Source organism: Rhizobium leguminosarum bv. trifolii WSM2297 (genome assembly GCF_000271845.1).
In genome coordinates this window covers 4,468,172-4,480,521 of the sequence record NZ_JH719395.1, presented here as the reverse complement: position 1 = coordinate 4,480,521, position 12,350 = coordinate 4,468,172, and the positions used below count along the sequence as shown (strand labels likewise).

At 60.9% G+C, this 12,350-nt stretch carries 13 protein-coding genes, 1 tRNA gene and 1 pseudogene; 8 read left to right on the top strand and 7 right to left on the bottom strand.

The window, feature by feature from the left end; translation table 11 throughout:
* Positions 1 to 2: 2 nt before the first annotated feature.
* The 3 genes from RLEG4DRAFT_RS36870 to RLEG4DRAFT_RS36860 all read right to left on the bottom strand — a co-directional run bounded on the left by RLEG4DRAFT_RS36870 (position 3) and on the right by RLEG4DRAFT_RS36860 (position 3,316).
* The gene (locus RLEG4DRAFT_RS36870; protein ID WP_003584460.1) at positions 3 to 557 is read right to left on the bottom strand and encodes a hypothetical protein; all 555 of its coding nucleotides are present in this window, start codon (positions 555 to 557) and stop codon (positions 3 to 5) included.
* Between the two features lie 2 nt (positions 558 to 559).
* Positions 560 to 2,044 (bottom strand): IMP dehydrogenase, encoded by a 1,485-nt coding sequence (gene guaB, locus RLEG4DRAFT_RS36865; RefSeq protein WP_003584458.1) that lies wholly within the window; start codon positions 2,042 to 2,044, stop codon positions 560 to 562.
* 279 nt (positions 2,045 to 2,323) lie between these two features.
* Positions 2,324 to 3,316: an MBL fold metallo-hydrolase gene (locus RLEG4DRAFT_RS36860; protein ID WP_003584457.1), complete on the bottom strand. Its 993-nt coding sequence runs from the start codon at positions 3,314 to 3,316 to the stop codon at positions 2,324 to 2,326.
* A gap of 251 nt (positions 3,317 to 3,567) precedes the next feature.
* Between RLEG4DRAFT_RS36860 and RLEG4DRAFT_RS36855 the strand changes: the two genes are divergently transcribed.
* Positions 3,568 to 4,992, top strand: a complete 1,425-nt coding sequence (locus RLEG4DRAFT_RS36855) for a DHA2 family efflux MFS transporter permease subunit (protein ID WP_003584454.1) — start codon at positions 3,568 to 3,570, stop codon at positions 4,990 to 4,992.
* A gap of 52 nt (positions 4,993 to 5,044) precedes the next feature.
* On the opposite strand, the gene RLEG4DRAFT_RS36850 is transcribed toward RLEG4DRAFT_RS36855, so the two are convergent.
* The 3 genes from RLEG4DRAFT_RS36850 to RLEG4DRAFT_RS36840 are packed head-to-tail and all read right to left on the bottom strand — an operon-like array spanning position 5,045 to position 7,775.
* Positions 5,045 to 5,428 (bottom strand): VOC family protein, encoded by a 384-nt coding sequence (locus RLEG4DRAFT_RS36850; protein WP_003584452.1) that lies wholly within the window; start codon positions 5,426 to 5,428, stop codon positions 5,045 to 5,047.
* 55 nt (positions 5,429 to 5,483) lie between these two features.
* Positions 5,484 to 6,203 (bottom strand): RlmE family RNA methyltransferase, encoded by a 720-nt coding sequence (locus tag RLEG4DRAFT_RS36845; protein WP_003584450.1) that lies wholly within the window; start codon positions 6,201 to 6,203, stop codon positions 5,484 to 5,486.
* Positions 6,204 to 6,212: 9 nt separating this feature from the next.
* On the bottom strand, positions 6,213 to 7,775 hold the full coding sequence (locus RLEG4DRAFT_RS36840; protein WP_003584448.1) for a Ppx/GppA phosphatase family protein: 1,563 nt from the start codon (positions 7,773 to 7,775) through the stop codon (positions 6,213 to 6,215).
* A 244-nt stretch (positions 7,776 to 8,019) separates the two neighbouring features.
* Here RLEG4DRAFT_RS36840 and RLEG4DRAFT_RS36835 point away from each other — a divergent pair.
* Positions 8,020 to 8,093 (top strand) — tRNA-Gln (locus RLEG4DRAFT_RS36835).
* 353 nt (positions 8,094 to 8,446) lie between these two features.
* Here RLEG4DRAFT_RS36835 and tnpA (RLEG4DRAFT_RS36830) read toward each other — a convergent pair.
* A pseudogene (gene tnpA / locus RLEG4DRAFT_RS36830) lies at positions 8,447 to 8,773 on the bottom strand (IS66-like element accessory protein TnpA); the annotation flags it as partial.
* 138 nt (positions 8,774 to 8,911) lie between these two features.
* On the opposite strand from tnpA (RLEG4DRAFT_RS36830), the gene tnpA (RLEG4DRAFT_RS36825) reads away from it, so the two are divergent.
* The 6 genes from tnpA (RLEG4DRAFT_RS36825) (at position 8,912) to tnpB (RLEG4DRAFT_RS36800) (ending at position 12,337) form a co-directional block, all read left to right on the top strand.
* Complete coding sequence (gene tnpA / locus RLEG4DRAFT_RS36825) at positions 8,912 to 9,286, top strand: IS66-like element accessory protein TnpA (protein ID WP_003574552.1); 375 nt, start codon at positions 8,912 to 8,914, stop codon at positions 9,284 to 9,286.
* Positions 9,283 to 9,630 carry an IS66 family insertion sequence element accessory protein TnpB gene (gene tnpB / locus RLEG4DRAFT_RS36820; protein WP_003571489.1) on the top strand — a complete coding sequence of 116 codons (348 nt, stop codon included), beginning with the start codon at positions 9,283 to 9,285 and terminating at the stop codon, positions 9,628 to 9,630. The genes tnpA (RLEG4DRAFT_RS36825) and tnpB (RLEG4DRAFT_RS36820) overlap by 4 nt, the downstream gene beginning before the upstream one ends.
* 72 nt (positions 9,631 to 9,702) lie before the next feature.
* Entirely contained in the window at positions 9,703 to 11,268 is a 1,566-nt protein-coding gene (gene tnpC / locus RLEG4DRAFT_RS36815) for an IS66 family transposase (RefSeq protein ID WP_037095047.1), read from the top strand.
* Complete coding sequence (locus tag RLEG4DRAFT_RS36810) at positions 11,268 to 11,531, top strand: hypothetical protein (protein ID WP_003584444.1); 264 nt, start codon at positions 11,268 to 11,270, stop codon at positions 11,529 to 11,531. The genes tnpC and RLEG4DRAFT_RS36810 overlap by 1 nt, the downstream gene beginning before the upstream one ends.
* A gap of 40 nt (positions 11,532 to 11,571) precedes the next feature.
* Positions 11,572 to 12,003 carry an IS66-like element accessory protein TnpA gene (gene tnpA, locus RLEG4DRAFT_RS36805; RefSeq protein ID WP_103671231.1) on the top strand — a complete coding sequence of 144 codons (432 nt, stop codon included), beginning with the start codon at positions 11,572 to 11,574 and terminating at the stop codon, positions 12,001 to 12,003.
* A complete protein-coding gene (gene tnpB, locus RLEG4DRAFT_RS36800; protein ID WP_003584440.1) occupies positions 11,984 to 12,337 on the top strand; it encodes an IS66 family insertion sequence element accessory protein TnpB in 354 nt (117 codons plus the stop codon). The genes tnpA (RLEG4DRAFT_RS36805) and tnpB (RLEG4DRAFT_RS36800) overlap by 20 nt, the downstream gene beginning before the upstream one ends.
* Positions 12,338 to 12,350 lie beyond the last annotated feature (13 nt).

Here is a 12,350-nt window from a genome sequence, read left to right as displayed (position 1 = left end):
ATTCAGTCCCCGCGCGGCAAGAGCCAGCGGGCGATGGCAAGCCGGGCGATGACGATGAAGCAGATGGCGAGGCTTGCGAATTTCAGCCGTGTCATCCACGGCAGCAGATGCGTTGCAAGACTTGTGGACGCACCGTCGCCGAAGGCGATCAGGCTCGAGATGTTCTCGGCGTAGTCGGCGATGCCGTAGGTGAACGGTAGCAGGTAGATCGCCTTGGCGACGAGCGGATGCACCGATCGGCCGAACCACGAGCCGACGGGACCGAGCGCGACGAAGACGAAGAACAGCAGCGCCGTCAGCAATGCCGGAAAAATCAGTTCCGGCCCGAAATACATGGCGCGCAGCAGTTTGCTCGCCGTCTCGTTCTCATCGAGCAGCTTCTGCATGCGGAAGACATCAGCTTCGTCATAACCGGCGAAATAGGTATCGAGCACCGCCTGCCCGGTTTCGTGCTTGAAGGGCACGACGAAGCCGAGGGTCGTCCAGGCGAGCACGGCCAGGCAGAGGGCTGCGAGCAGCGCGACGATCCAAAGGGGAATTGCGCTGCCCGATTTCATGATCAGAGGCCGGCGCCCGGATAGTTCGGGCTCTCGCGGGTGATCGTCACGTCATGGGCGTGGCTTTCGCGAAGGCCGGCGCCGGAGATGCGCACGAAGGTCGCCCGCTCCTGGAAATCCTTGAGGTCCTTGCCGCCGACATAACCCATGGCCGCCTTGAGACCGCCGGCGAGCTGGTGGACGACGGCCGAAACCGGTCCCTTGTACGGCACCTGGCCCTCGATGCCCTCAGGAACGAGCTTCAGCGTGTCCCGCACTTCGGCCTGGAAATAACGGTCGGCCGAGCCGCGGGCCATGGCGCCGACGGAGCCCATGCCGCGATAGGCCTTGAAGGAACGGCCCTGGTAGAGATAGACCTCGCCCGGGCTCTCATCGGTGCCGGCCAGCAGCGAGCCGATCATGACGGCGGAGGCGCCGGCGGCAATCGCCTTGGCAAGATCGCCGGAGAATTTGATGCCGCCATCGGCGATGACGGGCACGTCCTGAGCCTGTGCTGCCTGAACCGCCGACATGATGGCGGCGAGCTGCGGAACGCCGACGCCGGCAACGATGCGCGTCGTGCAGATGGAGCCCGGACCGATGCCGACCTTGACGGCATCCGCCCCCGCATCGATCAGCGCCCGGGTGCCGTCATAGGTGGCGACGTTACCGGCCATGATGCGCACCGAGTTGGAAAGCTTCTTCACCCGGGTGACGGCATCGAGGACGCGCTGCGAATGGCCGTGGGCGGTATCGACGACCAAGAGGTCAACGCCGGCGTCGATCAGCCGTTCGGCGCGCTCGAAGCCGTCATCACCGACGCTGATGGCGGCAGCGGCGCGAAGCCTGCCCTGTGCATCCTTGGAGGCGTTCGGGTTCAGCTGCGACTTCTCGATGTCCTTGACGGTGATGAGGCCGACGCAGCGGCCTTCGGTATCGACGACCAGCAGCTTCTCGATGCGATGCGAATGCAGCAGGCGCTTGGCCTCCTGCTGATCGACGCTCTCCTTGACGGTGACCAGGTTATCCTTGGTCATCAGCTCGTGGATCTTCTGCTCCGGATCGGAGGCGAAGCGGACGTCGCGGTTGGTCAGGATACCGACGAGGCGGCCCGACTTTTCGACGACGGGAATGCCGGAAATGCCGTGCGATTTCATCAGGCCCAGCGCCTCGGCGAGCTTCGCATCCGGACCAATGGTCACCGGATTGACGACCATGCCGCTTTCGAACTTCTTTACCTGGCGGACCTCTTCGGCCTGCTCGATCGGCGTCAGGTTGCGGTGGATGACGCCGAGGCCGCCGGCCTGGGCCATGGCGATCGCCAAGCGGCTTTCGGTGACGGTATCCATGGCCGAAGAGAGGATCGGGATGTTGAGCTCGAAGTCCCGGGCGATGCGGGTGGCAATGTTCGTCTGGCCGGGCATGACCTCGGAGTGGCCGGGCTGCAGCAGCACGTCGTCGAAGGTAAGCGCGTCCGCGCCGGTTGCCGTTTCAATGATGCGTGCCATGGCCAAATTCCTTCATTTAATAAAAATGCGAGCCCGCCCGGAAACGAATCGTCCGCCCCGGCGGTGTGCATGGGATTGCTTGGAAGTTGGCGAGGGCTGGTAACACGTCTATGACAGGAAGGAAATAGCAAAAAGCCCGACGTGTCCGCCGGGCTCGTCATGGGTGCCATGCGTCTAAAGCATCCCGTGATTTCTCCACCTCACGGAGATGCTCTATCTCTTTGTTTTCACGCATTCCGGACGCAAACCGCTGCGCAGTTTTGCTGGAACGGCTTCATATCAGATGTCGAACTGATAGGTCTTCGGAACGAAGCGATAGCCGCCATCCTGCTTCTCGGCAAAACCGACCGCTGGGAACGGCATGTGGTAGCCGAGGAAGGCGATCTTCTCGCTGGCGATCATGTCGAAGACCTTGCGGCGGGTGGCGGCTGCCTGCGCCTTGTCCATGTCGAAGCGCACTTCCCAATCCGGGCGAAGCAGCGACAGGATATAGTGATTGGCCGTATCACCGGTCAGCACCAGGCGTTTGCCCTCGGATTCGACGTGGAAGACCATATGCCCCGGCGAGTGGCCGGCCGCCAGCATTGCCGTCATGCCGGGCGCGATGCTGTCACCGTCCTTGATGAAGGTAGTCTTTTCAGCAAGCGGCGCGACATTGGCAAGCACCGCCTTATGTCCGCCTTCGGCCGGCGTGCCCTCGCGCGCCTTGTTCGACCAGAAATCATATTCGGACTGGCCGACGACATAGCGGGCATTTTTGAAGGCAGCCGCGCCGTTTTCCGTCAGGCCGCCGATATGATCGCCGTGCAGATGGGTCAGCGCCACCAGGGTGACGTCGTCCGCCGAATAGCCTGCGGCCTTCAGTCCCTGGGCAAGCTGGCCGGCGCCCCGCGCGCGGCCGCTCTCGCCAAAGCCGGTATCGATGAGGATGACATCCGAGCCGGTATCGATGAGAGCCGGCGTATAACCGTTCACGAACTTGTCGGCCGGCAGGAAGTTTTCGGTCAGCAACGCCTTTACCGTTTCCGGGGCCTGATTGGTACCGAAGGTCTCATAGGGTTTTTCGGAGACATTGGTGCCATCGCGGACGACGGTGAACTTATAGGAACCGAGCTTGAATTGATTGATCTCGGGCAAGGGCGTTAAATCCATTTTGTTGCTTTCTCCAGTCGCGGCCGCTTCGGCCTTCTCTCTTAAAATAACCGGCGCCGCGAGCAGGCCGAGACCTGCGGCAAAAAGGGTGCGCCGCTTTATTCCCGACGAAATTGCCATATGTCCATCCTTCCATGACGTGCGGTGCGTCGCCGCACGGCCCCCGATGTCGATTCCGGCCGGATTCGTTCTGCCGACGGAATAGACATATCTCAATCTTGCCACACGACGTTGTCGGACAAGCCGTTTCACGCAGACGTGAAGCAAAGGTGTCGTCGAGGCCGATTGAGGGATTGGCAGGCCCCGGAAGTGGGACTAAACAGCACGGGCCTTCGCAGCTCCCATCCGCAGCCCATCAAGGCCTCCCGCCTATGAACCGCATCGTCCCGCTGATTCTTGCCGTCGCTCTTTTCATGGAACAGATGGACTCCACCGTCATTGCCACGGCGCTGCCGGCGATCGCAGCGGATCTCAATGTCGGGCCTATCACGCTGAAGCTGGCGCTGACCTCCTATATGGTGGCGCTTGCGGTGTTCATCCCGGTCAGCGGCTGGATGGCGGACCGGTTCGGCGCCAAGAACATCTTTCGCCTTGCCATATCAGTCTTCGTCATCGGCTCGATCTTCTGCGCCATCTCGTCCAACCTTGTCGAATTCGTGTTTGCCCGCTTCCTGCAGGGTATGGGCGGGGCGATGATGACGCCGGTCGGCCGCCTGGTGCTGGTGCGAACGACGAAGCGCAGCGACCTGGTCTCGGCCATGGCGCTGCTGACCATCCCGGCCCTTGTCGGCCCGCTCACCGGCCCGCCGCTCGGCGGCTTCATCACCACCTATTTCAGCTGGCACTGGATCTTCCTGATCAACGTGCCGGTCGGCATCATCGGCATCTGGCTGGCGACGATCTTCCTGCCCGAGGTGGAAGCGACGGCGCCGCCGAAGCTTGATTTTACCGGTTTCGTGCTGACCTCGCTGTCGGCCGCGGGCGTCGTTTTCGGTCTGTCGGTCGTCAGCCTGCCGGCCCTGCCGCCGATCATCGGCATTACCGCCACCGCAATCGGCCTTGCCTGCGGCTACCTCTATATCGGCCATGCGAAGCGCCACCCGGCGCCAATCCTCAACCTCGACCTGTTCAAGAATCCGACCTTCCGGGTCTCGACCACGGGGGGCAACCTCTTTCGAATTTGCGTCGGCGCCATGCCCTTCCTGACGCCGTTGATGCTGCAGCTCGGCTTCGGGCTGACGCCGTTCCAATCCGGCCTGATCACCTTTGCCGGTGCGATCGGGGCGATCACCACCAAGTTCATGGCAAAGCGTGTCTTCGCCGCCATAGGCTTCCGCACGACGCTGCTCGGCGCCGCTATGGTGACGACGCTGGTGACCATCGTTACCGGCCTGTTCACGCCGGCAACGCCGCATCTGGTCATTATCGGCGTGCTGCTGATCGGCGGCTTCTCCCGCTCCTTCATGTTCACCGGCGTCAATGCGCTTGCCTTTGCCGATATCGACGATGCGCAAGCCAGCCAGGCGACTTCGATGAGCTCGGTGATGCAGCAGGTCAGCCTGGCGCTCGGTGTCGCGGTCGCCGCCGCGATCCTGGAAAGCTCGATCTATATCAGGGGCGAAGCGCTGCAGGTCGCCGATTTCCACCTTGCCTTCTATATCATCGCCGGATTGACCGTCATCGCCACCATTCCCTTCATCAGAATGGACCGCAATGCCGGCGCGCTCGTTTCCGGCCACCGCTCGAAGATGGTGATGGCGTCGACTGTTGAAGCCGAGCAGCCGGTGGTGAAATAGGCCCAAGGTGCTACGCCCTTTGCGTCGGAAAAGACGCGCGGGCGCTGTCGTCTTATTCCGGGTTTTCGCAGACGGCAGAGATCTTGTTGCCGTCGAGATCGCGCACATAAGCGGCATAGAAATTGGCGTGGTAGGAGCGCAGGCCCGGCCCGCCTTCATCGACGCCGCCTGCGGCAATTGCCGCTGCATGGAAGGCATCGACATCAGCCCGGGTTTCGGCCGCGAGCGCGACCATGGCGCCGTTGCCTGATGTCGCCCGGCGGCGATTGAAGGGCGTCACCACCCAGAAGCGGCAGCGCGTATCGCTTTCGGCGGAATAACCGATTTCCTCTTCCGAATAATGCTGGCGGCGATAGCCGAGCAGAGGCAGCACGGCATCGTAAAACTGTCCTGCGCGATAAAGGTCGTTGGTTCCGATCGTGATGTAAAGAAGCATGGGATCAGCAGTTCAGCTCTTGAAACCACCATCATCGGACGGGGCCGGCCCAAGATCAAGCTTTCTCAGCGTCACCTTCGGCCTTGCGGCCCTTGAACCCCTTGGCGAGCAGGAACATCTCGACCGATTCGGCGCGCGACGCGTTCGGCTTGACATGAACGACCTGGCGGAAGTTCTGCTTCAGCATGGCGAGCAGCTCTCGCTCGGTGCCGCCCTGGAAGGTCTTGGTGAGGAAATGTCCTCCCTCCCCGAGCACTTCGACGGCGAAATGCGCAGCGACTTCGCAGAGATGCATGGTGCGCAGATGGTCGGTGCGGTGGTGGCCGGTGGTGGGTGCCGCCATATCGGAGATGACGAGATCGGGCGTGCCGCCGACGGCTTCCAAGAGCTTTTCCGGCGCAGTCGGATCGAGGAAATCGAGCTGCAGGATCTTCACACCTGGCAGCTGGGTCATTTCAAGGAAATCGATTGCCGCCACACGGATATCCTCATCGGTCGAGCCGGTAACCTTGGCGGCGATTTGCGACCAGCTGCCGGGGGCGGCACCGAGATCGATGATGCGCTTGGCGCCGCGCAGGATATGGTGCTTTTCATCGATCTCCAGCAGCTTGAAGGCGGCGCGGGCACGATAGCCCTCCAGCTGGGCGCGCTGCACATAGGGATCGTTGATGTGGCGCTGCAGCCATTGGCGCGAGGAAGCCTTCATCTTCTTGTTCTTGACGCGCTGGCCGAGCTTGCGGCCGGTGCGGTTTCCCGCGATCGGTGCCTTGGTCATGCCTTTTCCTTATCTGGCTCGCTGGCCGCGGCGGTTGCGGTTGCGCCGCCACACGCCGTCATCGGCCATCATGTCGGTGAGCAGGCCTTCCCTCAAGCCGCGATCGGCGACGCGCATGCGCGGGCTCGGCCAGCGGCGACGGATCGCCTCGAGGATGGCGCAGCCGGCGAGCACCAGATCGGCCCGATCCGGCCCGATGCAGGGATTGGCGGCGCGGCTTTCGAAATTCCAGGAGAGCAGTTTTGCCTGCATGGCGGAGACCTCGTCGTCGGACAGCCAGATGCCATCGACCTTACGCCGGTCATAACGCGGCAGATCGAGATGGACGCCGGCAAGCGTCGTCACCGTGCCCGATGTGCCGATCAGATGGAAGTCGCCGGTCTGGGCGACCTCGATCTCCGGGCAATCGAAGCCTTCGAGCATGCCGCCGACTTCCCGCACCATGCCTTCGAACGCTTCCGGCGTGACGTCGCGCCCGCCATGACGCTCCGACAGCGTCACGACGCCGACCGGCAGCGAGGTCCAGTGGGTGATGTGATTGGCAAGTCGGCTGAAACGATTGTCGCCGATGCGGATGACGGCGATCTCCGACGAACCGCCGCCGATATCGAAGAGCACGACGGAACGGGTCTCGCGCCCGACCAGCGAGGAGCAGCCCGAGACGGCGAGCCGCGCTTCGGTCTCGCGATCGATGATCTCCAGCGCAAGGCCGGTTTCGGCAACGACCCGGCTGAGGAATTCCTCGCCATTGACCGCCTGGCGGCAGGCTTCGGTGGCGATCAGCCGCATGCGGCGGATCTCGCGGTTTCTGAGCTTGGACGCGCAGATCCTCAGCGCTTCGATCGCCCTTTCCATTGCCTCGTCGGACAGACGGCCACTGGCCGCCAGGCCTTCACCAAGGCGCACGATGCGGGAAAAGGCGTCGACCACCCGGAATTGCCCCGGGCGGGTCGGCTGGGCGATCAGCAGACGGCAATTGTTGGTGCCGAGGTCGAGAGCGGCATAGAGTTCGTCCGGCCAAGTATAGTCGCCGGCCTGGCGATCTCCCTGAAAACCGGAATTGATATGGCTATCCTGGCGGCCCTTGCGGCCGGCATTTGCGCTATTTTGCGCCTCGCGCGGCTCGGCGCGCTGCACCGTCTCTTCGGCGCGGCTTTCCGGCTGCGGAGCGGAAGGTTTTGCCGTCGTCAGCGGCCGGCCCTGAAGGCCGCGCTTGCCGCGATGTTTGCGGCGGTTGCGCCGGGTCGGCGCCGGCTCGCCTTCTGAGCGGACAACATTGCTCGCCGCTCCCGCCTGTTCCATCGCTTGGGGGTGAGATGAACCGTCCTGCGTAGCGCCCTGGCCGCCACGGCGGCGACGCTTGCGCTTGCGGGCCGGATTACCGGCCGCATCTTCCATCGGGCGCGCAGACTGCCCGGCATTGCCGGAAAGCTCATGCGAAGCGGGATGAGCCGCGTTGCGGGATTGCCCGCCACGCTTGCCCTTGCGGCGCCTGGACTTTTTGCCGTCCTTGCGCCCTGCCGCCGACGCCCCGTCAAATTGCGGCTTTGCGCCGCCTTCGGGGTCTTCCACGTTGTTTTTTCCATTGCGCCGCGCAAGTCCTGAGGTATGCAGCAGGCGCTCATTCGATTTTTGCGTTGCGGCAAGAATATCAGCGCCCGCCGAAATCGCCAAATTCTTTTTTGGACGGGGATTTGCGGATGGTTTCGCCTCGTCCGCAGGAGCCCTGAATTTTTTCAAAACGGGTATTTGCAATCCGCCCGCTTTTGGTTATAAGCGCCGCACAGCAGCCAAGCCATGCTTCGGCGGCATCTGCTGGGGAATAGTTCAATGGTAGAACGACGGACTCTGACTCCGTTAATCTTGGTTCGAGTCCAGGTTCCCCAGCCAATATCACTTTTATCAACAAAATCAGTTAGTTCGTTGGCAGGCAATTTTGCCAACCGTAACACTTTTCCGGCGCATTCGCCCGTAACACTTCTTTTATGTTGTCAACCCGATCGGAGTTGGAACTGGGGACGGGCGGCAAGAGGCTTTCTGAAGGCGTTTCCAAATCACTGCTTGGAGGCCGGTCCCTTCAGTCGCTAGTCTTGACGTTCTCACAGACAAACTTTGCTACGGAAGATCGGGAGGCATGGAATAACTTCGCAGATGGCGTTCAGTTTTCTCGATTGCTTCGCCACCGCCTTCGAGTACAGAGTTCCAGACTTGCTTGGGATTGATTGCCCAAGTCGATGGAAAGATCATGTCACCACCGCCAGGGCACGCGCGATGGCGGCGATCCGGGCGGCAGACGCACCTTCTTCAAGACGGATGGTGACCGTACCTACGACGATCTCGGCGCGGGAGGCGGCTTTGGGAGTTGGAAGCTCTGGAGCGGGCGTCTCGACAACCATGGCCGCGAACTCGATGGCATCTTCCGGCTCGGGTAGAACTAGCTTGCCTTCTCGCGCCATCGTTCGCCAGGAAGACAAATGGTTGGCCTTCAACCCGTGGCGTTCCGCGACTTCATTCACCGTCACGCCCGGTCGCAAGCTCTCCGAAACGATCCTCGCCTTGACCTCGTCCGGCCATTGCCGATTGACCTCACGTCGACCACGCCGCGTCGTGAGAACCTCCGTGAGCGTCCGGTGATCGGATTTTGGTTAGGTGCGGGATTGGCGCAAGTTACGACACAGATGATTCATTTGTGACGTAACAGGGTATGAATGGCCAAGGTTGAGATTCTGACGGGTGCCGAGCGACAACGTCGCTGGTCGACGGAACTGAAGCTTTCGATATTGCAAGAAGCGTTCAGCGCGGATGGCACCGTTTCGGATGTCGCGCGCCGGCACGACGTTCTTCCGCAGCAGATTTACGCCTGGCGAAAGAAGCTCTTGCCAGCCGAATCTCCCCAGACGTTCATCCCGGTATCGCTTATCGGAGCGTCGGAGAGCGTTAGTGACGGTTCCAAGAGGAGCAGTGCTCGGTCGAGATGCAAAGACGTTGAGATCGTCCTAAGGAATGGCCGTTTACTGAGAATTGCAGCGGACATGGATCTCGAAGTGCTATCGTCACTGGTCGCTTGTGTGGAGGCGGCATGATCGGGCCGTCGGGGAATGTGCGGGTTTATCTGGCTTGCGGGGTGACTGATATGCGGCGCGGCATTGATGGTCTGTCAGCGTTGGTCGAGACAGTCATCAAGGAAGCGCCGGGTTCTGGCGCGATCTTCGGATTCCGCGGAAAACGCGCTGATCGGATCAAGCTTTTATGGTGGGATGGCCAAGGGTTTTGCCTGTTTTACAAAATTTTGGAACGCGGATACTTTCCCTGGCCGACGGCGAAAGATGGGGTTGCGCATCTGACGCAAGCTCAGTTGTCGATGCTTGTTGAGGGGATCGATTGGCGCCGACCTGCGTGGACTTCTGCTCCCGGACGAACTGGTTAAAAGCTATATTTTGCAAGGACATCCGGGGCAAAATGCTGGCACTTCCGGCGCAAATCGGCTATGTATGCGGGTATGGAAACAACGCCGCTGAACAGTCAGGACGAGCTAGCTGTTTTGCGTGCACTCGTCGCGGAACAGGCGGCGAAACTTGAGAGCCAGGAAGCCGAAGTCATCAAGCGCGACTCCATTATCGGGCTTCTGCGCGCGCAACTGGAACTGCTCCGCCATCGGCAGCATGGCGCTTCTTCGGAAAAGATCGACCGGAAGATCGAACAATTCGAACTGATGCTGGAGGAGATCGAGGCCTCTCGTGCCGAGGCTGAGATGCGCTCCGGGAAAGCTCCTTTGCCGGAGTTGAACGACACCCCGGACAAGCCGAAGCGCAAACCGTTGCCCGATGGTCTTCCCACCGAAGAGCTGGTCTATGCCGCGCCCTGCAATTGTCCGACGTGCGGAGGCACATCATTCCTGAAGGCAGCAGACAAGGTGGTCCAGGTGATGGAGCACGTGCCGGCGTCCATCAAGATTGTCCGCCACGTCGAAAAGCGCATGATCTGCAGGGAGTGCGACACGACGGTAGCGGGTGAGATGCCGACCCTGCCCATCGAACGCGGCAAGCCCGGACCGGGATTGCTCGCCCATATCATGGTCGCCAAATTCGACGATCATATCCCTCTCTACCGCCTATCCGAGATGTACGACCGGCTGGGGATAGACATCTCTCGCTCTGTCATGGCGGACTGGGTTGGCCGCGTGTCGTTTTTGCTTGCGCCGCTCGTCTTGGCTATCAGGGCGCACATCGCCGCGCTTGACCGAATACATACAGACGATACCCCGGTCGATGTTCTCGACCCTGGGCGAGGAAAGACAAAAACTGGCAGGGTTTGGGTCTATGTCTTCGATGGCAGCGGTTATCAAGATCCCACTCCCGGAGCAATCGCATACTACTATAGCCCCGACCGAAAGGGCGTGCATCCGGCTGACCATCTCGCAAACTTCAGCGGCGTGATGCATGCTGATGGCTATGGAGGTTACAAGAAGCTCTACGGCAACCAGATCGTCGAGGCCGCCTGCATGGCGCATGTGCGCCGCAAGTTCCACGATGTGATCAAGCTGAAGCCATCTCCGATCGCCGACGAGGCACTGTCGCGCATCGGTGCGCTCTACGATATCGAGGATCGCATCCGCGGCATGCCTGCCGACGAGCGACGCAAACTGCGCCAACAACATGCCAAACCCATACTGGGAGAGCTGAAGGTCTGGATCGAGGCTACGCTTTCGACGCTGCCACAGAAGCAGAAGCTGGCTGAAGCGATGCGATATGCCCTCTCGCGGTGGGCAGCGTTGAGCGTTTACATCGACGATGGCCGTGTTGAGATCGACAACAATATAGCCGAGCGCGCCATGAGGCCGCTTGGAATCGGAAGAAAAAACTGGCTATTTGCCGGGTCAGACAAGGGCGGTGAGCGCATCGCTAATATCCTGACCATCATTGAGACTGCCAAACTCCATGGCCACAATCCGGAGATCTATCTCACAGACGTCCTGACCCGGATCCAGAGCCATCCCAAGGATCGGCTCCAGGAATTGCTGCCGTGGCAGTGGGTGCCGGCGAAAGACCGATGCGAGGCTGCGTGATGGCACGCTCGAGGTTCATCTACACGCTCAAAGAAGTCGCCAGCATGATCGGCGAGAACCTTGAACTACTCGAGGAAGTCACCGCCAACTCGGACAATATCGCCGAGGGCGAATTGGTATATGTCCGCGATGGCAGTGAAGATGGCACAAAAGGCCTGACCGAAAATGGAATTGACGACCTTCGAGATCTCCTGGCCGACATAAGGACGTGGGATGGTGGAATCGTAAGCGCGATTTTCCCCGCACCTTCTGCAATTGAGTGAGCTTTGGCATGAGGTGTCCACCAAAATAGGTGGACACCAAGTGATGGAAGAAGGTCAAAAACTTGCCGTGCGGCTGGTCGGTCGGAATGGGAGACGCCGTTTCGATCAAAGTTCGAAAGACCGCCTTATTGCGGCCTGCCTTGAACCTGGCGCATCGGTATCGAAACTCGCGCGCGAACACGGGGTCAACGCGAACCTCGTTTGGAAGTGGATGCGGAAGCATACCCAGCCCCTTGCGTCGCCGCCGTCTTCGACATCGTCTTTTATTCCGGTGCAAATCACCGCGGCCAGCGACGAGTTTGAGTTTGGTGAAGAGCTGCCTCGGAAAGCAGAGAGGAACCGGCCGCTGCCCTCTCCAGCGAAGGTGAGCGCGTCACTGCCGAACGGCGTGAAGCTGACGTTGGAATGCGGTGACGTAGATGCATTGACGGCAATCATCGGAGCGCTGGGTCATGTTCAGACTTGGCGCTGATCTCAAGGTTTACCTGCATCGCGAGCCGATCGACTTTCGGGCCGGCATCAACAGCCTTGCTGTCCTGGTCCAGGAGACGATGGCGCTGGATCCCTTTGCTCCTGCGGTTTTTGCCTTTTGCAATCGCCGTCGTGACCGGGTGAAGCTTTTGTTCTTCGACCGGTCCGGCTTTGTGCTGATCCTGAAGCGGTTGACCGAGGACAAGTTCAGATGGCCCCGCCGCGAGGTGCCGGTCGTTGTGCTGACGACAGAACAGCTCCACTGGATTCTCGACGGCATCGATATCGATGCGATGATCCGCCATCCGGTGCGGCAGTATCAGATCGCCGGCTGAGGATGGCGAATAG

Excerpts from the sequence above, each read along its gene's own strand:
- RLEG4DRAFT_RS36870 (WP_003584460.1), bottom strand. The coding sequence starts at position 557 with ATGAAATCGGGCAGCGCAATTCCCCTTTGGATCGTCGCGCTGCTCGCA.
- guaB (WP_003584458.1), bottom strand. The coding sequence starts at position 2,044 with ATGGCACGCATCATTGAAACGGCAACCGGCGCGGACGCGCTTACCTTC.
- RLEG4DRAFT_RS36860 (WP_003584457.1), bottom strand. The coding sequence starts at position 3,316 with ATGGCAATTTCGTCGGGAATAAAGCGGCGCACCCTTTTTGCCGCAGGT.
- RLEG4DRAFT_RS36855 (WP_003584454.1), top strand. The coding sequence starts at position 3,568 with ATGAACCGCATCGTCCCGCTGATTCTTGCCGTCGCTCTTTTCATGGAA.
- RLEG4DRAFT_RS36850 (WP_003584452.1), bottom strand. The coding sequence starts at position 5,428 with ATGCTTCTTTACATCACGATCGGAACCAACGACCTTTATCGCGCAGGA.
- RLEG4DRAFT_RS36845 (WP_003584450.1), bottom strand. The coding sequence starts at position 6,203 with ATGACCAAGGCACCGATCGCGGGAAACCGCACCGGCCGCAAGCTCGGC.
- tnpA (WP_003574552.1), top strand. The coding sequence starts at position 8,912 with ATGGCCAAGGTTGAGATTCTGACGGGTGCCGAGCGACAACGTCGCTGG.
- tnpB (WP_003571489.1), top strand. The coding sequence starts at position 9,283 with ATGATCGGGCCGTCGGGGAATGTGCGGGTTTATCTGGCTTGCGGGGTG.
- tnpC (WP_037095047.1), top strand. The coding sequence starts at position 9,703 with ATGGAAACAACGCCGCTGAACAGTCAGGACGAGCTAGCTGTTTTGCGT.
- RLEG4DRAFT_RS36810 (WP_003584444.1), top strand. The coding sequence starts at position 11,268 with ATGGCACGCTCGAGGTTCATCTACACGCTCAAAGAAGTCGCCAGCATG.
- tnpB (WP_003584440.1), top strand. The coding sequence starts at position 11,984 with ATGTTCAGACTTGGCGCTGATCTCAAGGTTTACCTGCATCGCGAGCCG.